This window comes from Streptomyces viridiviolaceus (genome assembly GCF_014650995.1).
Taxonomy (GTDB): domain Bacteria; phylum Actinomycetota; class Actinomycetes; order Streptomycetales; family Streptomycetaceae; genus Streptomyces; species Streptomyces viridiviolaceus.
This window is the reverse complement of record NZ_BMWA01000003.1, coordinates 166708-189708: the sequence shown is the minus strand read 5'-3', so window position 1 is coordinate 189708 and position 23001 is coordinate 166708. Positions and strand designations below refer to the sequence as shown.

Annotated in this window: 22 protein-coding genes; 5 read left to right on the top strand and 17 right to left on the bottom strand. The window is 72.5% G+C overall.

The annotated features are described in order from the left end of the window. Positions 1 to 271: 271 nt before the first annotated feature. Both IE260_RS04915 and glxA read left to right on the top strand, forming a co-directional pair. On the top strand, positions 272 to 2293 hold the full coding sequence (locus IE260_RS04915) for a glycosyltransferase family 2 protein (protein ID WP_189869218.1): 2022 nt from the start codon (positions 272 to 274) through the stop codon (positions 2291 to 2293). Continuing rightward, positions 2290 to 4227 (top strand): radical copper oxidase GlxA, encoded by a 1938-nt coding sequence (gene glxA / locus IE260_RS04910; protein ID WP_189869217.1) that lies wholly within the window; start codon positions 2290 to 2292, stop codon positions 4225 to 4227. Before IE260_RS04915 ends, glxA begins: the two co-directional genes overlap by 4 nt. Positions 4228 to 4315: 88 nt before the next feature. Here glxA and IE260_RS04905 read toward each other — a convergent pair whose 3' ends face one another. The 13 genes from IE260_RS04905 to IE260_RS42765 all read right to left on the bottom strand — a co-directional run bounded on the left by IE260_RS04905 (position 4316) and on the right by IE260_RS42765 (position 17201). Further along, entirely contained in the window at positions 4316 to 5350 is a 1035-nt protein-coding gene (locus IE260_RS04905) for a glycoside hydrolase family 6 protein (RefSeq protein ID WP_189869216.1), read from the bottom strand. A gap of 290 nt (positions 5351 to 5640) precedes the next feature. Further along, entirely contained in the window at positions 5641 to 6306 is a 666-nt protein-coding gene (locus IE260_RS04900; RefSeq protein ID WP_189869215.1) for a class F sortase, read from the bottom strand. Between the two features lie 2 nt (positions 6307 to 6308). Continuing rightward, positions 6309 to 6845 (bottom strand): hypothetical protein, encoded by a 537-nt coding sequence (locus IE260_RS04895; RefSeq protein WP_189869214.1) that lies wholly within the window; start codon positions 6843 to 6845, stop codon positions 6309 to 6311. Positions 6846 to 6948: 103 nt separating this feature from the next. Beyond that, positions 6949 to 7728: an HAD-IIA family hydrolase gene (locus IE260_RS04890; RefSeq protein ID WP_189869213.1), complete on the bottom strand. Its 780-nt coding sequence runs from the start codon at positions 7726 to 7728 to the stop codon at positions 6949 to 6951. An 83-nt stretch (positions 7729 to 7811) separates the two neighbouring features. Continuing rightward, entirely contained in the window at positions 7812 to 8864 is a 1053-nt protein-coding gene (locus tag IE260_RS04885) for a 2-aminoethylphosphonate ABC transporter substrate-binding protein (RefSeq protein WP_189869212.1), read from the bottom strand. 36 nt (positions 8865 to 8900) lie between these two features. Then, entirely contained in the window at positions 8901 to 9698 is a 798-nt protein-coding gene (locus IE260_RS04880) for an ABC transporter permease (protein WP_189869211.1), read from the bottom strand. Further along, on the bottom strand, positions 9685 to 10593 hold the full coding sequence (locus IE260_RS04875; RefSeq protein ID WP_189869210.1) for a 2-aminoethylphosphonate ABC transporter permease subunit: 909 nt from the start codon (positions 10591 to 10593) through the stop codon (positions 9685 to 9687). The genes IE260_RS04880 and IE260_RS04875 overlap by 14 nt, the downstream gene beginning before the upstream one ends. Beyond that, complete coding sequence (locus IE260_RS04870) at positions 10586 to 11632, bottom strand: ABC transporter ATP-binding protein (protein ID WP_189869209.1); 1047 nt, start codon at positions 11630 to 11632, stop codon at positions 10586 to 10588. Before IE260_RS04870 ends, IE260_RS04875 begins: the two co-directional genes overlap by 8 nt. Beyond that, a complete protein-coding gene (locus IE260_RS04865; RefSeq protein ID WP_189869208.1) occupies positions 11632 to 12345 on the bottom strand; it encodes an HAD family hydrolase in 714 nt (237 codons plus the stop codon). The genes IE260_RS04870 and IE260_RS04865 overlap by 1 nt, the downstream gene beginning before the upstream one ends. A gap of 5 nt (positions 12346 to 12350) precedes the next feature. Continuing rightward, positions 12351 to 13475, bottom strand: a complete 1125-nt coding sequence (locus IE260_RS04860) for a TIGR03364 family FAD-dependent oxidoreductase (protein WP_189869207.1) — start codon at positions 13473 to 13475, stop codon at positions 12351 to 12353. 132 nt (positions 13476 to 13607) lie between these two features. Further along, on the bottom strand, positions 13608 to 14363 hold the full coding sequence (locus IE260_RS04855; protein ID WP_189869206.1) for a GntR family transcriptional regulator: 756 nt from the start codon (positions 14361 to 14363) through the stop codon (positions 13608 to 13610). 59 nt (positions 14364 to 14422) lie between these two features. Then, positions 14423 to 15580 (bottom strand): hypothetical protein, encoded by a 1158-nt coding sequence (locus IE260_RS42770; protein WP_308434639.1) that lies wholly within the window; start codon positions 15578 to 15580, stop codon positions 14423 to 14425. A gap of 130 nt (positions 15581 to 15710) precedes the next feature. Beyond that, positions 15711 to 17201 (bottom strand): ROK family transcriptional regulator, encoded by a 1491-nt coding sequence (locus IE260_RS42765; RefSeq protein ID WP_189869412.1) that lies wholly within the window; start codon positions 17199 to 17201, stop codon positions 15711 to 15713. Positions 17202 to 17410: 209 nt separating this feature from the next. On the opposite strand from IE260_RS42765, the gene IE260_RS04840 reads away from it, so the two are divergent. The 3 genes from IE260_RS04840 (at position 17411) to IE260_RS04830 (ending at position 19974) form a co-directional block, all read left to right on the top strand. After that, positions 17411 to 18490 (top strand): Gfo/Idh/MocA family protein, encoded by a 1080-nt coding sequence (locus IE260_RS04840; protein WP_189869205.1) that lies wholly within the window; start codon positions 17411 to 17413, stop codon positions 18488 to 18490. Beyond that, entirely contained in the window at positions 18487 to 18990 is a 504-nt protein-coding gene (locus IE260_RS04835; protein ID WP_189869204.1) for a heme-degrading domain-containing protein, read from the top strand. The genes IE260_RS04840 and IE260_RS04835 overlap by 4 nt, the downstream gene beginning before the upstream one ends. Positions 18991 to 19098: 108 nt before the next feature. Continuing rightward, positions 19099 to 19974 carry an LLM class F420-dependent oxidoreductase gene (locus tag IE260_RS04830; RefSeq protein ID WP_189869203.1) on the top strand — a complete coding sequence of 292 codons (876 nt, stop codon included), beginning with the start codon at positions 19099 to 19101 and terminating at the stop codon, positions 19972 to 19974. A 226-nt stretch (positions 19975 to 20200) separates the two neighbouring features. Here the strand turns inward: IE260_RS04830 and IE260_RS04825 are convergent, their stop codons facing one another. From IE260_RS04825 to IE260_RS04810, 4 genes are all read right to left on the bottom strand, one after another. Continuing rightward, positions 20201 to 21058, bottom strand: a complete 858-nt coding sequence (locus tag IE260_RS04825; RefSeq protein ID WP_189869202.1) for a fumarylacetoacetate hydrolase family protein — start codon at positions 21056 to 21058, stop codon at positions 20201 to 20203. A gap of 164 nt (positions 21059 to 21222) precedes the next feature. Next, positions 21223 to 21936, bottom strand: a complete 714-nt coding sequence (locus tag IE260_RS04820) for a YidC/Oxa1 family membrane protein insertase (protein WP_189869201.1) — start codon at positions 21934 to 21936, stop codon at positions 21223 to 21225. A gap of 102 nt (positions 21937 to 22038) precedes the next feature. Next, on the bottom strand, positions 22039 to 22350 hold the full coding sequence (locus tag IE260_RS04815) for a DUF6412 domain-containing protein (RefSeq protein WP_189869200.1): 312 nt from the start codon (positions 22348 to 22350) through the stop codon (positions 22039 to 22041). Between the two features lie 88 nt (positions 22351 to 22438). Next, complete coding sequence (locus IE260_RS04810) at positions 22439 to 22966, bottom strand: winged helix-turn-helix transcriptional regulator (RefSeq protein ID WP_189869199.1); 528 nt, start codon at positions 22964 to 22966, stop codon at positions 22439 to 22441. Positions 22967 to 23001: the final 35 nt, after the last annotated feature.

Genomic DNA, 23001 nt, shown 5'->3' with positions numbered 1-23001 from the left:
GCATCTTGCGATCATGAGGAACCCCGTAGAACCCTGGTCCGGTTGGGGGGCAAGAGCCGGTTGCCGGTGCTACGGGGAGAGGGGCCCCGTTCGTGATCCGATGCCGAGGGGGGCATCATGCAACCGGATGGTCGCCGTTCCATGTCTATAGGGTGTGGATGGCGTGGTGACAGCGACCCACCACAGACACGCCTGTGACGGTCGAGGGGGATCGGAAGCAGGCGAAGGAAGCGACGAAGCACGCGGCGCGCCGCGTGTGGGGGGATGACTCATGACGTCGACGCCGACGGGCGCCGGGCAGGACTTCGACCCGTCCCAGACCACCCGGCTCAGGGTGCCCGCCGGCCGGACCGGCCACACGGGCACGTTCCGCCGGATCAAGAAGACCCTGCCGAGATACGACTACGAGCACTACAGCCGGCTGGCGGGCCCCCTCACCCAGCCGGATCCGAACAAGCCGTACACGGTCCAGTACCGCTCGCTGATCTCGCAGGAGCCGCACCGCATACGGGTCGCCCTGATGCTGGCCGCGGCCCCGCTGCTGTCGGTGGTGCTGCTGGTCTGGCTGCTCCAGCCCGAGCACTGGACCGAGCGCGACTACCCGGCCTTCGACTGGCTGCCCGCACTCGACGTCGTGATGCTGGTCTCGATCGGTCTGATCGAGCTGTTCCGCTGCCTGAACGTGCTGTCGAACGCGCACGCCACGCTGGTCGCCCGCGACCCGATCCCGGTCGTGCCCGAGACCGGCACCCGGGTCGCCTTCCTCACCTCCTTCGTGCCCGGCAAGGAGCCGCTGGAGATGGTGACGAAGACCCTGGAGGCGGCCGTCAAGATCCGCCACCGCGGTCTGATGCACGTCTGGCTCCTCGACGAGGGCGACGACCCCGAGGTGAAGGCGGTCTGCGAGCGCCTCGGCGTGCACCACTTCTCCCGCAAGGGCGTCGCCAAGTGGAACCGGCCCAAGGGCCCGCACCGCGCCAAGACCAAGCACGGCAACTACAACGCCTGGCTGGAGGCGCACGGCGACGACTACGACTTCTTCGCCTCCGTCGACACCGACCACGTGCCGCTGCCCAACTACCTGGAGCGGATGCTCGGCTTCTTCCGCGACCCGGACGTCGGCTTCGTCATCGGCCCGCAGGTGTACGGCAACTACGACAACCCGATCACCAAGGCCGCCGAGTCGCAGCAGTTCCTCTTCCACGCCCTGATCCAGCGCGCGGGCAACCGCTACGGCGCGCCGATGTTCGTGGGCACCTCCAACGCCGTGCGCATCAAGGCGCTGAAGCAGATCGGCGGACTGTACGACTCGATCACCGAGGACATGGCGACCGGGTTCGAGATCCACCGTCACAGGAACCCGGCCACGGGCCGGAAGTGGCGCTCCGTCTACACCCCGGACGTGCTCGCGGTCGGCGAGGGCCCGAACGCCTGGACGGACTTCTTCACCCAGCAGATGCGCTGGTCCCGAGGGACGTACGAGACGATCCTCAAGCAGTACTGGAAGGGCTGGTACTCGCTGCCGCCGAGCAAGCTCTTCAACTACACGATGATGATCATCTTCTACCCGATGTCCGCGCTCAACTGGATCCTCGCGGCGCTGAGTTGCGCGCTGTTCCTGGGCCTGGGCGCCTCGGGTGTGAACATCGATCCGGCGGTCTGGCTGATGCTCTACGGCAACGCCTCCGCACTGCAGATCGGCCTGTACATCTGGAACCGCCGCCACAACGTCTCGCCGCACGAGCCGGAGGGCTCCGGCGGTGTGGCCGGCATGATCATGTCCGCGCTGTCCGCGCCGCTGTACGCGAAGGCGCTGATCGACTCCGTGCTGCGCCGCAAGAGCAAGTTCGTGGTCACGCCCAAGGGCGACTCGGCCAGCCCGGACACGCTGTTCGGCACGTTCCGGTACCACTGGTACTTCATCGTCATCTTCGGCGCCTCCATCGCCGCCGGCTTCGTCTACGGCCATTCCCACCCTGCGATGATCATCTGGGCGTCGTTCGCGCTGCTGATCACCGCCTCGCCGATCTTCGCGTGGCGCCACTCACTGCGGGAGGCGAGGAAGAAGCCCGTCGCGGCGGCTCCCGCGGAGCCGCAGGACCGGTCCGAGGATGCGGCGCCCGCGGGGCCCTACCAGCCGCAGCCGATGCCGACGCAGGCCGGTTCGCACGGGCCCCACGGGTCCCACGGACCGCACGCGCCGCAGCAGAAGCCCAGCTGGGCCGCCTCCGACGGGGGCAGCGACCAGACCATGCAGATCGCCCTTGGTGGACTTGGGGGACGTAAGGAATGAAGGACCGTGCCGGCCGCCGCCGGGCCCGTCGCTTCGCGATAGGCACGGCGGTGGTAGTCGCGCTGGCCGGGATGAACGGGCCGTGGCTCTACCGCTTCGGGACCGAGAAATACCACCAGTACAAGATCAACAGACCGGAGTACAAGGCCGAGAACGGCAAGTGGGAGATCATCGAGTTTCCCGAGAAGTACCGGCAGAACACCATCCACGCGGCGCTGCTGCGCACCGGCAAGGTGCTGCTCGTCGCGGGGTCGGGCAACAACCAGGACAACTTCGACGCGAAGCAGTTCGACACCCGGATCTGGGACCCCGTCAAGGGGACCATCAAGAAGGTGCCGACGCCCACCGACCTGTTCTGCACCGGCCACACCCAGCTCGCCAACGGCAACCTGCTGATCGCGGGCGGCACCAAGCGGTACGAGAAGCTCAAGGGTGACGTCACCAAGGCCGGTGGCCTGATGGTCGTCCACAACGAGAACCCGGACAAGCCGATCACGCTGCCGGCCGGCACCAGGTTCACCGGCAAGGAGAACGGCAAGACGTTCGTCTCCAAGGACCCGGTGCTGGTGCCGCGCGCCGAGAAGGTCTTCGACAAGGCGACCGGCAAGTTCCTGCGCAACGACCCCGGCCTCGGCCGGATCTACGTCGAGGCGCAGCGCAGCGGCGCCAAGTACGAGACGGGTACGCAGGACAACTACCGCGTCGAGGGCCTCGAGGGCGCCGACGCGCGCAACACCTACGGCATCGCGGAGAAGCTCGCCCTCGACAAGAAGGACTTCCAGGGCATCCGGGACGCCTACGAGTTCGACCCGGTCGCCGAGAAGTACATCAAGGTCGACCCGATGCACGAGGCCCGCTGGTACCCGACGCTCACCACCCTGAGCGACGGCAGGATCCTCAGCGTCTCCGGCCTCGACGACATCGGCCAGCTGGTCCCGGGCAAGAACGAGATCTACGACCCGGAGACCAAGAAGTGGACCTACACCGACAAGGTCCGCCAGTTCCCGACGTACCCGGCGCTGTTCCTGATGCAGAACGGCAAGGTCTTCTACTCGGGTTCCAACGCCGGCTACGGCCCCGACGACGTGGGCCGCGACCCGGGCATCTGGGACGTGGAGACCAACAAGTTCACCAAGGTCCCCGGGATGAGCGACCCCAACATGCTGGAGACCTCCGGCACGGTGCTGCTGCCGCCCGCGCAGGACGAGAAGTACATGGTGATCGGCGGCGGCGGGGTCGGCGAGTCCAGGCTGGCCAGTGAGAAGACCCGGCTCGTCGATCTCAAGGCCGACGAGCCGAAGTTCACGGACGGCCCCTCGCTGGAGAAGGGCACACGCTACCCGCAGGCCTCGATCCTGCCCGACGACAGCGTGCTGGTCTCGGGCGGCTCCGAGGACTACCGGGGGCGCAGCGCCTCCAACATCCTCCAGGCGCGGCTGTACCACCCGGAGACGAACGAGTTCCAGCGCGTCGCCGACCCGCTGGTGGGCCGCAACTACCACTCGGGCTCGATCCTGCTGCCCGACGGACGCCTGATGTTCTTCGGCTCCGACTCGCTCTACGGCGACAAGGCCAACACCAAGCCGGGCAAGTTCGAGCAGCGCATCGAGATCTACACGCCGCCGTACCTGTACCGGGACTCGCGGCCGGACCTGTCCGGCGGCCCGCAGACCATCGAGCGCGGCGAGTCGGGGACGTTCACCTCCCGGGTGGCCTCGACGGTGAAGAAGGTGCGGCTGATCCGGCCGAGTGCCTCGACGCACGTGACGGACGTCGACCAGCGGTCGATCGCGCTGGACTACAAGGTGTCCGGCGACCAGCTCACGGTGACCGTGCCGGAGAACAAGAACCTGGTCCAGTCCGGGTGGTACATGCTGTTCGTCACCGACGGGGACGGGACGCCTTCGAAGGCGCAGTGGGTCAGGGTGCCGTAGCGCTCCCGCGGGTGCTTGTTCGGGCGCGGGAGCGCTGTGGCTTGTCGCGCTCCCGCGGCGGAGCCGCATATGTCACGGCCCCGCGCCCCTAGGTACCTGACGCCTGGGCCAGTTTCAGGGCGTAGTCGGACCACCACTGGCCCGCCTTCGGGCCGCCCTTGCATTCGCCGTCCGACTCTCCGGGCCGCTTGACCCACAGGTAGGCGTCGACCAGTGGGTCCGCCGTCTTGGTGGTCGGCGTCTCGCCGAGGGCGCGGCCCGGCGGGTTGCACCAGCGCTCGCCCGGGTCGCCCTCGGTGTAGGGGCCGTTGCCGTTGCGGCTGGTGTCGATGACGAAGTGCTTGCCGCCCACCTTGGCCGAGAGCTGCTTGCCGTAGGCGATGGAGTCCTCGGTGGTGTAGAAGTTCGAGACGTTGACCGAGAAGCCGTCGGCCTGGTCGATGCCCGCCCACTTCAGCGGTTCGAAGATCTGGTCGGGATGACCCCAGCCGGCGTTGCCCGCGTCCAGGTAGACCTTGGTGTTCTTCAGGGACGTGAGCTTGGCGACGGCGCCCTTGAGGAGGTCGTAGCGCTCCTCGTGGAACTCCTCCGGGGTGCAGCCGTCGACCAGGTGCAGCACGGCGTCCGGTTCGAGGATCACCGTGGCGGAGCGGTCGCCGATGCCCTTGGCCACGCTGTCGACGAAGGCGCGGTAGGCGTTGCCGTCGGCGGCGCCGCCGCCCGAGTACTGACCGCAGTCGCGGTGCGGGATGTTGTAGAGGACGAGCAGCGCGGTGCGCCCGGCCTTGTCGGCGGCCTCGGTGAAGCCGCGGGCCTGCTCCTCCGGGTTCTCCGGGCTGATCCACTCACCGGTCGGCTGCTGGGCTATCTCGCGGATCTGTTCGGCCTGCTCCTTCTTGCCGGCCTTCTCCAGGTCCGCCAGCGCCTTGGCCGCGTTGCCGTCCGGATTGACCCAGAACGGGTCCGCCTCCTTGGGCTGCTGAGTGATCCGGGGCCCCGCGTCGTCGCCCTCGTCCCCTCCGTCCCCGGACGAGGAACATCCCGCGATCAGCAGTGCCGCCCCCAGCACCACCGCGGACGCCCGCGTCCCGGCAAAAGTTCCGGCCCCCCTGCTGCCGTACATCCGACCCCCCTGGGTGCACTGTTCCAGGGTTCAATCCTGACATACGCCTGTGGCACCCACGAGGTCCCCGGCCACCCTGTCCGTCGCGGCGACGGGCCTCTGGGCCGGGGCGCTCACACGTTCCGGAGTGCTGTCGGACGGCCCCGCCCCCGGCCGTCGTCCACCACCGCGGCCACCCAGCCTCTCGCGCAGTTCGCCGGGTCGCTCCCGCGGCCCGTGCGCGCGGTCCAGGACCAGCCCGGTCGGCGGCTTCGGGGGAAGGCGCCGCCGGCCGGGCGAGGTGACACCCGCTACGGGCCGGTGCCCGTGAGGTAGGCCGAGACGACCACGTTGGCCGTGTAGCTGTCGCTCGCCTCGTCGAAGGCGCCCCCGCAGGTGATGAGCCGCAGTTCGGCCCGTCCCGGGCTGCGCGGGCCGTACGCCTGCCGGGCGTCGAAGCCGTCGCGGGTGAGGACCTGGATGTCGTCGACGGTGAACTCGGCGACCCCGCCGTCGTCGCGGACCACCCGGATCGTCTCGCCGGGCTCCAGGGTGCTGATCCGGTGGAAGACGGCGGGCCGGGTCTCGGTGTCGACGTGTCCCACCATCAGCGCGGTGCCGGCCGCCCCCGGCGTCACCCCCGCCGCGTACCAGCCGACGGTGCCGGGCTGGTCGAAGGGCGGCGGTTCCACCGCGCCCTCGTCGTCGAGGCCGCGGGCCACGACCGGGGCCTGGACGCCGAGTTCGGGGATGTCGAGGCGCTGCGGCAGCGCCTCGCCGAGGGGCCGGCGGGCGGGCGGCAGTTGCACGTCCGGGGGCCGGCCGGCCGCCGCCATGTCGCCGGTGGCCGGCCGGGATACGCCCTCGCGTACGTCGGTGGCCTCGCGGCCCCACAGCCACAGGCCGAGCAGCAGCACCACCCAGGCGATGCCGGTCACCAGCCGGCCGGATCCGGCGGAGCGTTCCTGTTCGGACATGGTCAGTCCGTTCCGCGGCTCCGGCGGCGGGCGCTGCGCAGTGCGACGGCCACCGCCGCGACCCCCGCGAGAACCAGGCCGATCACCGTGTGCGCGGTGCCGGGGGTCTCGGCGCGGGCGTCCGTGGCGGCCAGCCGCGCGGCTCCGCCGCCGCCCGCCGCCACGGGGGCCACCGGAGAGGCCGGCGCGCCCGGCCGGGGTGCCTTCTCGCCGACCGTGACGGTGCCCGTGCGGTCGGCCGTGCCGCACCTGACCCGCACGGCGTACGCACCGGGCTGCGTGGTGGGGCGGACCCGGCCGGATCCGACGAAGGCGCTGTCCGGGCCGGACGGCGCGAGCCGTACGTCGCCGGTGAACGCCGCCGATCCGGCGACGGCCGTGCTCCCGGTGCAGTCGGCCACGCGGAGCGTGACGTAGGTGCCGGGTGCGGGCGAGGACGGAGTCACCGAGACACCGCCTCCGTCCACCGCGTGCGCCGGCGGGCCGAGGACCGCGGCGAGCACGGCTCCGGCACAGAGAGTGACTTTCAGTGGGCCCATCGTGTACCTCCAGTTACCTGGAGGCTCCCCCGCCGGTCCGGCCCCCGCATCCGGTGCGGGGGTCGGACTGCTCCGAACGGGTTACGACGGCGGTCCGGAGGTTTCAGACGCGGTCGACGAGGTCCGCGATGGAGTCCACGACCTTGGACGGGCGGTAAGGGAAGTCCTCGACCTGCTCGGGCCGGGTCAGGCCGGTGAGCACGAGGAACGTCTGCATCCCGGCCTCGATGCCGGCCAGCACGTCGGTGTCCATGCGGTCGCCGATCATCGCGCTGGACTCGGAGTGGGCGCCGATCGCGTTGAGCCCGGTGCGCATCATCAGCGGGTTGGGCTTGCCCGCGAAGTAGGGCTGCTTGCCGGTCGCCTTGGTGATCAGCGCGGCCACCGCACCGGTCGCCGGGAGCGGGCCCTCGGTGGAGGGCCCGGTCTCGTCGGGGTTGGTGCAGATGAAGCGAGCGCCTGCGTTGATCAGCCGCACCGCCTTGGTCATGGCCTCGAAGGAGTAGGTGCGGGTCTCTCCGAGGACCACGTAGTCGGGGTCGTGGTCGGTGAGGATGTATCCGATGTCGTGCAGGGCCGTGGTCAGGCCGGCCTCGCCGATGACGTACGCCGAGCCGCCGGGCCGCTGGTCGTCCAGGAACTTGGCGGTGGCCAGCGCCGAGGTCCAGATGGACTCGACCGGCACCTCCAGGCCCATGCGGCGCAGCCGGGCGTGCAGGTCGCGCGGGGTGTAGATGGAGTTGTTGGTGAGGACCAGGAAGGGCTTGCCGGACTCACGCAGCTTCTTGATGAAGGCGTCGGCTCCGGGAATCGGTACGCCCTCGTGGATGAGCACCCCGTCCATGTCGGTGAGCCACGACTCGATGGGCTTGCGGTCTGCCATGTGCGGGATCTCCTGCCGTACGCGGTCCTGCGTGCGCCCCAGCCTAAACAGAGCCGGATCTTGGCGGAACGGCCCGGTGCGGGTCAGCTTCCGGTCGCCTCCTTCCAGGCGTCGACGTACGACGTGAGGTTCTTCTCGATGTCGTTCCAGTCGGGCTCGAAGATCTCCACGCCGTTCATCAGCTTGTCGAGGGCGATGGCGTCGGCGTCGGTGGCCTTGACGTCCTGACGGGCCGCGAAACCGCCACCGATCTCGCTGACCTGCGTCTGCGCCTTCCGGCTGAGCAGGTGGTCGAGGAGCTTCTTGCCGTTCTCGCCGTGCGGGGCCTTGGTGACCAGGCCGGCCGCGTACGGCAGGGCGAAGGTGGTGGGCCTGCCGCCCTCGCGGGCCGGGAACCAGATGCCGAGGTTCGGCATGGACTTGGACTGGGCGTAGTTCATCTGGACGTCGCCGTTGGCGACGAGCAGTTCACCCTTGTCGACCTTGGGTGCGAGCTTGCCGGTGGAGGCGGACGGGCCGACGTTGTTGGCCTGGAGCTTCTTCAGGTACTCCATGGCCGGCTTCTCGCCGCCGAAGTCGTGCATGGCCTTGATGAGGACGGCGGTGCCGTCGCCGGCGACGCCGGGGGTGGAGTACTGGAGCTTGTTCCTGTACGTGCCGTCGAGCAGGTCCTCCCAGGTGGCGGGGGCCTGCTTCAGCTCCTTCTTGTTGTGGATGAAGCCGAAGTAGTTGTTGACGACGGCGGTCCAGGTGCCGTTCGCGGCCTTGTCGGCGCCGCTGACCTGGTCGGCGCCCTCGGGGGCGTACTTCTGCAGCAGGCCCTTGGTGTCGGCCTGCTGGATGAACGGCGGGAGGGTGACGAGGACGTCGGCCTGCGGGTTGCGCTTCTCGCGGGCGGCACGCTGGACCATCTCGCCGGATCCGCCCTCGACGTACTCGACCTTGATGCCGGTCTCCTTCTCGAAGTCCTTGAAGACCTGGTCGTACCAGCCGTCGCCGTTCTCGCCCTTGAGGCCGTCGGCGCTGTAGACGGTGACGACGTTCTCGTCGGAGGCGGCGGAGTTGCCGCCGCAGGCGGTGAGGGGGAGGGCGAGGACGCAGAGGGCGGCGAGCGGCTTGCGGGCGTTCTTGGGCATGGCGAGGTGAACTCCTTGCACGGGGTGACGGGTGGGTCAGCGGTACGAGGCCCTGGTGCGGATCCGCGAGACGGCGAACAGCACCAGCAGGGTGGCCGCCATCAGGACCACGGCGATCGCGGAGCCGGTGAAGAGGGCGCCACGGTCGGTGGAGGCGTAGATCAGGACCGGCAGCGGGGTCCAGTCGGGCGGGTAGAGCATCATCGTGGCGCTCAGCTCGCCCATGGACAGGGCGAAGCAGAGGCCGGCCGCCGCGGTGAGGGACGGCAGCAGCAGGGGCAGCTTGACCCGGAACAGGACGTGGGCGGGGCGGGCGCCGAGGGAGGCGGCGGCCTGCTCGTAGGCCGGATCGAGGCGGGTGATCGCGGCGGACACCGACTGGTGGGCGAAGGCGGTGACCAGGACCGTGTGGGCGATGATCACGATCCAGCGGGTGCCGTTGAGGAGCATCGGCGGCTGGGAGAAGGCGACCAGGATCGCGAGGCCCACGACGACGGAGGGCACGGCGACCGGCAGCACGAACAGGGCGTCCATCACCTTCCGGTGCCGTTTCCCCAACGCGGCGGCGGCGAGCGCGGCCCAGGTGCCGGCGGCCAGTGCGAGCAGGCTCGCGGTGACGGCGGTGACCAGGCTGGTGGTGAGCGCCTGGAGGGCCTCGCCGCGGGTGGCCGCCTGGTAGTTGGCTGCCGTCAGGCCCGACGGCAGCACGCTCGACCAGTTCGTGGCGAAGGAGGCGCCGAGCACGACGAGGAGCGGAAGGGCGAAGAGGGGCACGAAGAGGAGCAGGAAGAGCGCCCACACGGCCCACTTGGCCTTGCGGCTATGCACCAGCACGGCGGCTCACCACCCGGTAGAGGCCGTAGAGGCCCACGGAGATCAGGACGTTGACGACGGCGACCACGCAGGCGCCCGGGTAGTCGGACTCCAGGATCGCCTTGCCGTAGACGAGCATCGGCAGGGTCGTGACGCCCTTGGCGCCGGTGAAGAGCACGATGCCGAACTCGTTGAGGCACAGGACGAGGACGAGGCTGCCGCCGGCCGCGAGGGCGGGCAGCGCCTCGGGCAGGACGACCTGCCGGATGATCCTCGGCGCCCGGGCGCCGAGTGAACTGGCCGCCTCCAGCTGCGCGGTGTCGAGCTGCGAGAACGCGGCGAGCAGCGGGCGCATCACGAACGGCGTGAAGTACGTGATCTCGGCGAGCAGCACGCCCCAGGGCGTGGTGAGGAACTGGAAGGGTCCCTCGGCGGCTCCGGTGACGTCCGTCCACAGTCCGTTGGCCATGCCGACCGTGCCGTAGATGAACAGCAGTGCCAGCGTGATCAGGAAGGACGGGAAGGACAGGAAGACGTCGATGAACCGCGACACCGCCCGCGCTCCGGGGAACGGCACGAAGGCGATGACCAGCGCCAGCGCGAAGCCGAGCACCAGGCATCCGGCGGTCGAGCCCAGGGCCAGCCACACCGTGGTCCACAGTGCCTCGCGGAACGCCTCCGAGGCGAAGACGTCGGCGTACGGCTGCACGGAGGTGCCGCCGGTGTCGGGCTGGAAGGACTGCTGGACGACGAGGGCGAGGGGGTAGAGGAAGACGAGGGCGAGCAGCGCCACGGGAGGAAGGGCCCACAGCAGCCGCGTCGCGGAGGGGCGCGGGGCCGTGCTCGGTCTCCGGCTGCCGCCGGGCGCGCCCGGCCGGCCACGGACGGCCCGTACTTCCCGCACGGCCTCAGTCATGGCCCACCCCTGCGGGCAGCAGTACCGCGTCGTCCGGCGCGAAGTGCAGCGTCACCTCGTCACCGAGCCCCGGCGGATCGCGCAGCTCGCGCAGGTCGGCCATGACCCGGTGGCCGTCCACCTCGACGTACAGCCGGTGCGTGGCACCGCGCCACTGGATCTCCGAGAGCGTGCCCGTGAGCCGGTTGGGCCCTTCACCGAGACCGACCAGGTGCGGTCGGACGCACAGTGTCGCCCGTGCGCCGACGGCCGCGCCCGCCGTGTCGGCCTTCAGCTCCGCCTCCCCCAGGCGGACCCCGGTCGCCCCCACGGTCACCGGCAGGAGATTCGCGCCGCCCACGAACGACGCCGTGAACTCGTCCGTGGGCGCCCGGTACAGCTCCCTCGGCGTCCCGCATGCGCGCAGCTTCGCCTTGTCCATCACCGCGATCCGGTCGGCGAGGGTGAGCGCCTCGACCTGGTCGTGGGTGACGTAGAGGATCGACACGTCGGGCAGCTCGCGGTGCAGCCGGGCGAGCTCGGCGAGCATGCCGGAGCGCAGCTGGGCGTCGAGCGCGGACAGCGGCTCGTCGAGGAGGAGGACGTCCGGGCGGATCGCGAGGGCGCGGGCGATGGCCACGCGCTGCTGCTGTCCTCCGGACAGCTCACGCGGGTGGCGGCGGGCGTAGGCGCCCATGCCGGTCATCTCCAGCGCCTCGGCGACGCGGGTGCGGATCTCGGCCCTGGGGACCTTGCGGGCCTTCAGGCCGAAGGCGACGTTGTCCTCGACGCGCATGTGCGGGAACAGGGCGTACTGCTGGACGACCATGCCGATGCCGCGCCGGTGCGGCGGCAGGTCGGTGACGTCGCGGTCGCCGAGGAAGACCCGCCCGGAGGCGGGCCGTACGAACCCGGCGACCGCCCGCAGGGCGGTGGTCTTGCCGGATCCGGACGGCCCGAGCAGCGCCATGACCTCGCCGGGTGCGACGGTGAGGTCCAGGGCGTCGAGCACGACGTTGCCGTCGTAGGCGACGGTGACCGCGTCGAAGCGGATACCCATCAGCCGGCTCCTCGCAGGAGGGCCGGCAGATCGGCGACGGAGTCCAGGACGTGGCCGGCGCCGGCCTCGCGGAAGGCGTCGTCGCGGTGGGCTCCGGTGCGCACCCCGGCGACCAGCCCGGCGCCGGCCCGTACGCCGCTGAGCACGTCGTAGGAGGTGTCCCCGACGACGGCGACCTGCGTGACGCCGTCGGCGGCCTTCGTGCGCAGGAACGCCTCCAGCACCATGTCCGGGTACGGCCGCCCGCGCCCGCCGGCGTCGGCGGGGCACAGGGTGAGCGGCACCAGGTCCCGCCAGCCCAGCGCGTCGAGGATGGCGTCCTGGGTGACGCGGGCGAAGCCGGTGGTCAGGACGACGGTCCGGCCGCCGGCGAGGAGTTCCTCGATCGTCTCGCGGGCCCCGGGGACGGGGGCGATCAGGCCGCCGTCGACGAGTTCGCCGTACGCCTTCTCGAAGGCGGCGTTGGCCCGCCGGGCGCGCTCCTCGTCGCCGAAGAGGTGCCGGAACACGGAGATCTTGGATTCGCCCATCGTGGCGCGGACGTAGTCGAGCTTCCCGGCGTGGTCGGGGGTGCCGGGTTCGACGCCCAGTTCGCGGGCGGCGGTGTCGAAGGCGCGTTCGACGAGGCCGCCGTCGGCGACGGTGGTGCCGGCCATGTCGAGGACGACGAGACGGATGTCTTCGGGGGCCTGGGAGGGGGTCGGGGAGGTCATGGGTTTCACCAGCCCAGTTCGTTCGCGGTGGTTTCGGCTATCGCGGGCGAGCAGGTCATGCCGCGCCCGCCGGGCCCGGTGACCAGCCACACGCCGTCGCGGACCCGCTGGCGGTGCACGACCCGGCTCGGGTCGGTGCACTGCGCGTACACGCCGGCCCAGCGGCGCCGGATCCTCGGCAGCGGCCGGCCGAGGAGGGACTCGACGACGCCGGTCAGGTGCTCGTAGGGGTCCTCGAGGGTGTCGAAGGCGAAGGGGTGCTCGTACTCGTGGGTGTCGCCGATGGTCAGTCCGCCGTCGGCGCGCTGGACCATCAGCAGCTGCATGGCGTGCTCCGCGGCCGTGGCCGGCTGCGGCTGCCGGGCGTTCAGCTCGTCCAGGGCGGGCGAGCGGTACGCGGGGTAGTAGCGGAAGCTGTCGGCGTCGGCGACCGAGGTGGTCAGCGGCTCGCCGAGGGGGTCGGTCTGCATCATCTGCAGGCGGACGCGGCGCACGGGCAGGTCCGGTCCGGCCAGTTCGCGGACGAGGCCGCCGAGCCAGGCGCCGGTGCACAGGACGACGACGTCGCCGGTGTGGGTGTCGCCGTGGTCGTCGCGTACGGCGTTCTCCCCGATCACGTCCCGGACCTCGCGGCCGGGCAGGAACGTGTAGTTCGGGGACCTGTGCAGTTCGGCGCGCAGGGCGAGCTGGGCGGTGCGCGGTTCGACGGCCGCGTCCCGCTCGCAGTACAGGGCGGCGTCGAACTCGCCGCGCAGGGCGGGGTTGAGGGTGCGGGCCTCACCGGGCGTGAGCAGCTTGTAGCCGCGGGCGGCGGCGTCCGGGCGGGCCACGGCGGCCTCGGCGACGGCGCGTTCGAGGTCGCCGCGGACCGGGGTCAGGGAGCCGTTGGGGCGGAAGCCCAGGGCCGGGATCCGGCCGCCGATCTCCTCCCACAGCTCCCGCGCCCGCAGCGCGGTCTCCAGCTCCTCGCCGCCCGCGCGGCCACTCACCCAGATCTGGCCGAAATTGCGCAGCGAAGCGCCGCGGGCCTCCTTCTCGCGTTCGATCTGTACGACCTCGTGGCCGCGTTCCACTGCGTGCCAGGCGTGCATGGTGCCCACCACGCCGGCTCCGACGACTATCACTCTCACGACCGCCACGCTCCTTGGCATCGGGGAACCGGAGGAATCCGGCTGACAACGAGAGCGTGAACTGGGCATCACGTTTGGGCTAGACCCGTTATCTTTTCGTGACAATAAAAGGTGGGTGGGTGCAGGCGTTTTTCAGCCGCGCAGGTGGGTGGTGAACGAGAACCGGTCGCCCCGGTAGAGCGTGCGCACCCGCTCCAGCGGGCGGCCGTCGGTGTCCCGGGAGACGCGGTGGATGAGCAGCATCGGCAGGGCCGGCGGGGTCCCGATGAGCAGGGCCTCGCGCGGGGTGGCGAGCACGGTCTCGATGCGTTCGTCGGCGTCGCCGAAGGCGATGCCCTGGCGGTGGAGGAAGGCGTAGAAGGACGAGTCGGGGTCGAAGTCGGCGTCCAGGCGGGGCACCCGGGCCACCGCGACGTACGTGCTCTCCAGGCCGACCCGCTCGTCGTCGGCGAGCAGCACGCGCTCCAGGTGCCACACGGGCTCACCGCGCGTGAGGCCGGTCTCCGCGGCGAGCGCCTCGGGGCAGGGGAAGCGGTCGAGGGTGACGAGCGTGCGGCCGGGGGTGCGTCCCTGGCGCCGGACGCCCTCGGTGTAGCTGGCCAGGGACAGCGGCTGCTCCAGCTTGGGGCCCGCGACCACCGTGCCGCGCCCCTGCCGGCGCAGCCTGCCCTCCAGCACCAGTTCGCGCAGGGCCTGCCGGACGGTCTCGCGGGCGACCTCGTACCGCTCGGAGAGATCGCGTTCGGTGGGGATGGCGCTGCCCTCCCCCAGTTCGTCGACGAGTCGGGCGATCCGCGCCTTCACGGCGTAGTACTTCGGCACACGGCCGTGCTCCGGGATCCCGGAGCGGACGGGGGCGCCGGGGGCCTGGTCGTTCGGGTAGTCCACGCAGGGATCGTCGCAGACGGCACCCGCCGCCTCCTTGGGCCCCCCGGGGTCCGGCCGCCTCAGCGGCGTCTGCGGCCCAGCAGTACGGCCGCGCTTCCGGCGCCGAGCAGCAGCACGACGGCGGCCAGGGCCGTGCCGATGCGGCCGAAGCCGGTGCCGGCGAGTTCGTCGGCGAACGGGAACCCGGCGCCCGTGCCGTCGGGGGTGGCGGCGACGGAGGGCGTCATCGGCTCGGAGGTCCGGGCGGCGGCGGAATCGCCGCCCTCGACCCGGAAGCGGTAGTCGTCCGACTGGCCGATCCAGTCCCCGTCGCCGCCGCGGCGCTGGACGACGGCCGCCTTGACGGTCACCTCGTTGGGCACGGTGTCCGCGGCGAACGCGAGCCGCACCTTCACGCCGAGGGTCCGTCCGGGGCCGACGGTGAAGCCGGCGAAGCCGGCGTCCTCGCCGTCGAAGGCGCCGATCAGCTCGTCCTCGTCGGTCGCCTCCAGGGCGACGGGGTGCCGGCGGGCGCCGTCGTAGAACTCCAGTCGGGGCTGGGACGGCTTCAGGGCGCGTTCGGCGTCGACGAGGACGACGACCGGATGGACGCCCTCGCAGGTGCGGGAGGTGGTGTTGGTGAGGTCCAGGTACCAGGTGCCGTGGCCGCCACCGGGTGCGTAGGCGGCGGGGCCGCCGTGGATGCGGGTGGTGAGGGGGAAGGTGCTGTCGTCGGGGGTTGCGCAGGCGGGCAGGGGGGCGGCCCGGGGGGACGCCGGGGCGGAGGCGGAGGCCGCCACGGGGACGGCCGCTACGGAGGCGGCCGACGCGGGCACGGCGGACGCGGGGTCGGCGGACGGGAGCGCCTCCGACGCGGGGGCGGCGGGTACGGGGGCGGCGGACGGGAACGCGGCAGGGACCGCAGCAGACGCGGGGACGGCAAACGCGGCCGACGCCGGGACGACCGGCGCGGCCGAAGCGGGGACGACGGGCGCCGTCGGCGCAGGGACGGCGGGCGAGGCCGGCGCCGGGGCGGCGGACGGGAGCACGGCACGGACCGCAGCAGACGCGGGGACGGCAAACGCGGCCGACGCCGGGACGACGGACGGGAGCACGGCAGGCGCCGCAGCGGACGCGGGGACGACGGACTCGGCCGGCGCCGGGACGGCGGGCGCGGACGCGGCGAGGAGGGCTGCTGCTGCCGCCAGACAGGGGGACGCGGGCGTGAACAGTCGCATGAACACATGAGCGTGGCGGAGGGTTCCGGCCCACGGGACCGCCGTTCGGGGAGCGCACCCCGAACGGCCGCGGCGGTGCCTTCGTTCGGCGCACCCGCCTTGCGCCGCGACACCGGGCCGGGAGTACGGGTCAGCCGTCCCCCCGCCCGAACAGCGGCGCCAGCAGCAGCTGGGCGGCGCCCTCCGCGACCCCGCGCGTCCCCCCGGGCGCGATCCGTACCGGTACGGCACCCTCGTGCCCGCCCTCGCGTCGGGCGCGGGCGTCCAGGACCGCGCCGACCCCGTGGACGAAGGCGTCGGGCGCGGCGGCGACGGTACGGCCGCCGAGCAGGACGAGGTCGATGTCGAGCAGCCCGGCCAGGTTGGCCGCCCCCGCGCCCAGCACCCGGGCCGCCTCGGCGAGGTCGCCGCGGGCGACGGCACCCAGGCACAGGGCCTCGATGCAGCCGCGGGCGCCGCAGGTGCAGGGCGGCCCGTCCAGCTGGACGACCTGGTGCCCGAACTCGCCGGCGCCGGTCCGGGCGCCCCGGTGCACGCTGCCGCCGATCACGAGGCCGGCGCCGAGGCCGGTACCGAGGTGCAGGTAGGCGAAGGAACCGCCCTCGCCGGCGACCGTGAGCCCGAGCGCCGCCGCGTTGGTGTCCTTGTCGACGACGACCGGCACCCCGAGCCGCCGCGCCAGCGCGTCCCGCAGCGGGAAGCCGTCCCACTCGGGGAAGCCGGTGACCCGGTGCAGTACGCCCCGGACGTGGTCCAGAGGGCCCGGGAGGGCGACCCCGAGGCCGAGGAGGGTGGGGGCCCAGGCAAGGGGACCGTCCGGCGGCAGGGCGGGGACGCCGGGAGCCGAGCCGACCGACGACTGATGCGCGGTGCCGGGAACGGACGGGTCCGACGCCCTGCGATCGACCCCGGGAACGGACGGGTCCGACGCCTGGTGACCGGCCCCGGGAACGAATCCGCCCGTCGACCCGTGACCGGCACCCGGAACAGACCCGTCCGACGCCCGGTGACCGGCATCCTGCGCAGACCCGTCCGACGCCAGGTGACCGGCACCCCGAGCACACCCGTCCGACGCCAGGTGACCGGCACCCGGAAAAGGCCCGCCCGCCGCCCGGCGATCGTCCCCGGGACCGGACTGGTCCGACGCCTGGTGACCGGCACCGGAAGGGCGTCCGCCCGGCAACCGCCGAGCCGTGCCGGAACCGGGCCCGCCCGGCGGTCGGAGCACCTCCGCCACCAGCCCCTCCGCCTCCCGCGCCACCCCCGCGACCACGGCCTCCGCGCCCGCCCCCAGGTCCAGCGGGGTCCGCCGCTCCCCCACCACGGTGCCCTTGAGGTCGACCAGCACCGCCCGCAGCTCGTCCCGGTCCAGATGCACACCGAGCGCGTGCCCCGCCTCCGGGACCAGGCGCAGTACCGTGCGCGGCTTGCCACCCGTGGACGCGCGGCGCCCCGCCTCGGCGGCGAGCCCGTCCTCCCGCAGCCGAGCCGTGATCTTGCTGACCGCCTGCGGGGTGAGCCCGGTCCGCTCGGCGAGTTCGAGCCGGCTGATGCCCTCCGCGCCGGCCGTACGCAGCAGGTCGAGCACGAGGGCGGTGTTGTGGGTGCGCAGGGCGAGCAGGTTGGCCCCGCCGCCCGCGCCCTGGAGCGGACGGGTGGTGCCGTCCGGGGCCTTCCGCGTGCCGCCCTCCGCGACCCCCGGCCCGCTGCCCGCCGCAGTGCCCCGCCCGCCGCCGCGCCGCGCGCCCGTACCGCCACCGTTCGACCTGTTCACGCCACCCATTGTCCTCGGCGCTTGCACTTTGGCAACAGCGTTGCGAAAGTGGACCCATGACTGGTACTCCCCCCGGCACCCCGCTGCGCGTCGGCCTCGTCGGCTACGGCCTCGCGGGTTCCGTCTTCCACGCCCCGCTGATCGCCGCCACCGAGGGACTGACCCTGGACACGGTGGTCACCTCCAACCCCGAGCGGCAGCAGCAGGCCCGCGCCGAGTTCCCGGACGTCACGACCGTCGCCACCCCCGACGAGCTGTTCGACCGGGCCGCCGACCTGGACCTGATCGTCGTCGCGTCGCCGAACAAGACGCACGTCCCGCTCGCGACGAGGGCCCTGGAGGCCGGCCTGCCGGTCGTCGTGGACAAGCCGATCGCGGGCACCGCGGCCGAGGCGCGCGAGCTGGCGGCGCTGGCCGAGGAGCGCGGTCTGCTGCTCTCCGTCTTCCAGAACCGCCGCTGGGACAACGACTTCCTGACCCTGCGCAAGCTCGTGTCCGAGGGCGCGCTGGGCGACGTGTGGCGGTTCGAGTCCCGGTTCGAGCGCTGGCGGCCGAAGCCGAAGGGCGGCTGGCGGGAGTCCGGCGACCCGGCAGAGATCGGAGGTCTGCTCTACGACCTCGGCAGCCATGTCGTCGACCAGGCCCTCGTCCTCTTCGGCCCCGCGACCGGTGTGTACGCCGAGGCGGACGTCCGCCGCGCGGGCGCGGAGACGGACGACGACACGTTCATCGCCATCACGCACGCCAGTGGCGTCCGCTCCCACCTCTACGTCTCGGCGACCACCGCCCAGCTCGGCCCCCGCTTCCGGGTGCTCGGCTCGCAGGCGGGCTACGTCAAGTACGGCCTGGACCCGCAGGAGGCGGCGCTGCGCGAGGGCAAGCGGCCCGGCCCCGGCTGGGGCGAGGAGGACGAGTCGCTGTGGGGCCGTGTGGGCGCCGGCGAGTCCCCGGTGACCGGCGGCGGACGCGTGGAGCCGACGCTCGCCGGTGACTACCCCGCCTACTACGCGGCGGTCGCCGGGGCCCTGCTGGAGGGCGGCCCCAATCCGGTGAGCGCCCGGGAGGCGGCAGCCGCCCTGGACGTGCTGGAGGCGGCCCGCCGCTCGGCCCGCGACGGAGTGGCGGTGACCCTGTGACGCACCGCAGCGAGCCGGCCCCGAAGGTCACCCCCGAACCGACCCCGACCGTGGAGGAGCTGGAGGCGCAGGAACGCCGCCTTGTCTTCCGCCGGTTCACCCACGACGACGCCTGGGCGCTGGGCTCCCTCCTGGTCGAGCTGGCCCGGGAGCGCCAGGCGCCCGTCGCCATCGACATCCACCGCGCCGGCCAGCAGCTCTTCCACGCGGCCCTGCCCGGCTCCACCCCGGACAACGACGCCTGGATCGCCCGCAAGCGCCGGGTGGTGGAGCGGTACGGCTCCGCGTCGTACCTGGTGGGCGCCCGTTTCCGGGCCAAGGGTACGACGTTCGAGGAGTCCTCTCGCCTCGACCCCGACACCTATGCGGCACACGGCGGGTCCTTCCCCGTCATCGTGGCGGACGTCGGCGTGATCGGCGCGGTCACGGTCTCCGGACTGCCGCAGCTGCAGGACCACCGGCTCGTGGTGGAGGCGCTGGAGCGGTTCCTGGACCTGTGACCCGGAGGACCGGCGCCGGGAATGATCAACGGACCTCCCCCCGTTGGCACGTGGAGTACGAGTGATCGGCTCGGCACCCACGACGCCCCAGCGGAGGGATCGGAACCGATGAGCGACGCGACGGCTTCCCTGAAGGAATCGGTCGGACGGTACGGCATCTGGAGCGCGCAGCTGCGCTCCGAGGACGCGGAGCGCAGCGGCGAACGGGCCGAGGCCGTCGCCGAGTTGGAGCAACTCGGGTTCGGCGCGGTCTGGCTGGGCGGCAACAGCGCCGCCCGGCACGCCGCGCCGCTCGTCGAGGCGACCTCGCGGATCGTCGTCGGCACCAGTATCCAGAGCATCTGGGACTACGAGGCGTCCGCCACCGCGGCGCGCTTCGCCGAGCTGGAGGTGACCCACCCCGGCCGCTTCGTGCTCGGGCTCGGCGTGAGCCACGGCCCGCGCGTGAAGGAGTACAGCCGCCCGTACTCGACGATGGTCGGCTACCTGGACGACCTGGACCGGGCGGGGGTGCCGGCCGGCCGCCGGGTGCTGGCCGCCCTCGGCCCGAAGATGCTGGAGCTGTCCCGTGACCGGGCGGCGGGCGCCATCCCGTACCTGGTGACGCCCGAGCACACCGCGCAGGCACGCGAGGCCCTCGGCGCCGGGCCGTTGCTGGCCCCGGAGTTCAAGGTCGTCCTGGAGTCCGACCCGGCCCGGGCCCGTGCGACCGCCCGCGCCTACCTCGCGCGGTACCTGGAGTTCCCGAACTACACCAACAACTTCCTCCGTCTCGGCTTCACCGAGGCCGACATCGCGGACGGCGGCAGCGACCGCCTGATCGACGCCGTGTTCGCCTGGGGCGACGAGGACACCGTCCGCCGCCGCATCACCGCCTTCCGGGAGGCGGGCGCCGACCACGTGGCCCTACAGGTGGTGGAGGACGGCCCGTCCGACGCCCTGCCGAGGGAGGGCTGGCGGAGGCTGGCCGCGCTGCTGGGCTGAGCCGCACCGGCCGACGCCGTCCCGCACGGCGCATCGTTGCAGGGGTCGCGACCGTGCCGCGCAACGTGCCTTGCGCGGCAGGGCCGCGACCGCCGCCCGTCACCGCCGGGCGGTATGCGGGCGGAGCGGCGGAGTCCGCGGCCGGCCCGCTCCGCGCGCCGTCACTCGCCGCGGCTCCGACGGGCGGCAGCCGCCCGAACGCCCCGCTCTCCCGCTCTCCCGCCTCCTAGGCGTCCTTCAGCTCCTGCCGCTGCCGCCCCAGCCCCTCGATCTCCAGCTCCACCACGTCCCCGGCCCGCAGGTACGGCTTCGGTTCGGGCTGCCCCATCGCCACCCCCGCCGGTGTCCCGGTGTTGATGACGTCACCGGGGCGCAGGACCATGAACTGGCTGACGTAGCGCACGACCTCCCCCACCGGGAAGATCTGCTCCGCGGTCGTCCCGTCCTGTTTCAGCTCGCCGTTCACCCACAGCCGGAGCGAGAGGCGCTGCGGGTCGGGCACCTCGTCGGCGGTCACCAGCCACGGCCCCAATGGGTTGAACGTCTCGCAGTTCTTGCCCTTGTCCCAGGTTCCGCCGCGTTCGATCTGGAACTCCCGCTCGGAGACGTCGTGCGCGACCGCGTATCCCGCGACGCACGCGAGCCCCTCCTCCGCCGACTCCAGGTAGCGGGCCGTGCGCCCGATCACGACCGCCAGCTCCACCTCCCAGTCGGTCTTCACGGACCCGCGCGGTACCAGCACGGTGTCGTCGGGCCCGACCACCGTGTCCGGCGCCTTGAAGAAGACGACGGGCTCGGCCGGCGGCTCGGCACCGGTCTCGCGGGCGTGGTCGTGGTAGTTGAGGCCGATGCACACGATCTTGCCGATGCGCCCGACGGGCGGTCCGACGCGCAGCCCCGTGCCGTCCAGGGCGGGCAGCTCACCGGCGTCGGCGGCGGCCCGTATCCGGCCGAGCGCGCTGTCGTCGGCGAGGAGCGCTCCGTCGATGTCCGTCACCACGCCCGACAGGTCTCGCAGGGTCCCGTCGGCGTCGAGCAGAGCGGGACGCTCCGACCCCGCCGTACCGACTCGCAACAGCTTCATGATCCCCAACTCCCTCGATCGTGGGCAGCCCGCCCGATGAGGTGCGATCTGATGCGGCAGTGGCGCAACCATCGGAGGACTGGTCGATCCTCCAAGGTCCCGGTCCACTCCGCAATACCCCGTTCACGTACTGGACCGTAGGCAGGCGGCGGACCCGACCCCGCTCACCGGTACAGGACGGCCCGTTCCACCGCGCTCCACGTCGTACTGGTCACCACGTACAGCGCCGCCGCCAGCGGCACCACGGCCACGGTGACGAGCGTGAAGAAGGACATGAACGGCATGACCTTGGTGACCGCGCCCAGCCCCGGCACCTGCTCCCCGTCCCCGCTCGGCAGCACCGGCCGAGCGGCCGTCGACCGCTTGGTGAGCCGGTAGCCGAAGGCGGCGACCGCGGCCACGAACGCGAACAGCCCGACGTACACGAGCCCGGCGCCCCCGAGCATCCCGCCGTCGCCGAGGGCATCGGCCCACCGTCCGCCGAGCGGGGCGGCGAACAGCCGGTGCGAGAGCAGCTCGTTGGCCCGCCCGCCGATCTCGGAGCTGGAGAAGAGGTGGTAGAGCAGGAAGAACGCGGGCAGCTGGCACAGGCTGGGCAGGCAGCCGGACAGCGGCGACACCTTCTCCTCGGTGTGCAGCTCCAGCACGGCCCGCTGGAGCTTCTCGGGATTCCGCGCGTGCTTGCGGCGCAGCTCGTCGATCCTCGGCTGCAACGCGGCGCGCGCCTTCTGCCCGCGGGCGGCGGCCCGGGAGAGGGGATGGAGGAGGAGTCGTACGAGGGCCGTGAACAGGACGATGGCGGCGGCCGCGGCGCCGGCGCCGAACAGCGGCTGGAGCAGGTCGGCGAGGTTTGCGACCAGGTCGGCGAAAACGGACATGGGTGAGTGAGCCCTCCGGGGGTCTCGTCGTGCCGGGTGATGAGGGTGTGCGGCATGACGACACGACCCGCGCGGGGTCGGGGAACTGCGGTGCCCAGTGCCCTACGCGGCGGTCGCCGGGAGGGCGTGTCCGGGTGCTCGGGGCCGTCGGCGGCCCGCGGCGTCGGGGTCGCGTTGCGGCAGGAAGGCCGTACGGCGGTCACGGTCGCGGATGGCGGTGCGCACCCGGGTGGGCGGCACGGCGGGCGCGCAGCGCGAGGCGACGAGCGCGCAGACGGCGAGCGCGGAACCGGCCGCGGCCGTCGCGGCGAGCGCGACGGTGGCGGAGAGGCTGCCGGCGTCGACGAGGGCGACCGGGAGGAAGAGGAACAGCAGCGCGAGGACGAGGCGCAGGTGTGCCCGACCGCGGTTCATCGGCGGCTCCCCCTCTCGTGCACGCACCTGTTCGCCGTTCGTCCTTTCGTTATACAGGAACCCGGCTCGGCCGGGACCGCCCTTCGGCTCAGGCCGATTCGGTCTCGATCGGCTCCAGCAGCCGCTTGGGCCGCAGCAGCGCCCGGCTGACCGGGTCCGCGGGGTCGGGATCGAGTCCGGGTCCCGGCAGCATCTCGACGTCGGCGACGGGCACGACGGTCCCGCAGGCGGGGCATTCGCCGTACGCCCCGAGCTCCGTGCCGCAGGCGGCGTGCCGGAAGATCCGCAGCGGGGCGGCGGAGTAGTGCTCGCGGCCCCACAGCCCCAGTGCCCGCAGGGTGGGCCAGAGCGCGATGCCGCGGTCGGTGACGACGTACTCGTCCCGGGGCGGCGACTGCTGGTACCGGCGCTTTTCCAGCACCCCCTCGGCGGTGAGCGTCTGGAGGCGGCTCGCCAGGACGGCGCGCGGGATGCCGAGGTGGACGAGGAAGTCGTTGTAGCGCCGCACCCCGTAGAGCGCGTCTCGGACGACCAGCAGCGTCCACCGCTCGCCGACGACCTCGAGCGCCCGGGCGATCGAGCACTCCTGCGTCGCGTAGTCCTTGCCCAGTGCCATGGCCTCCACTGTAGCCGTTTTACGCCAGGTAGGTT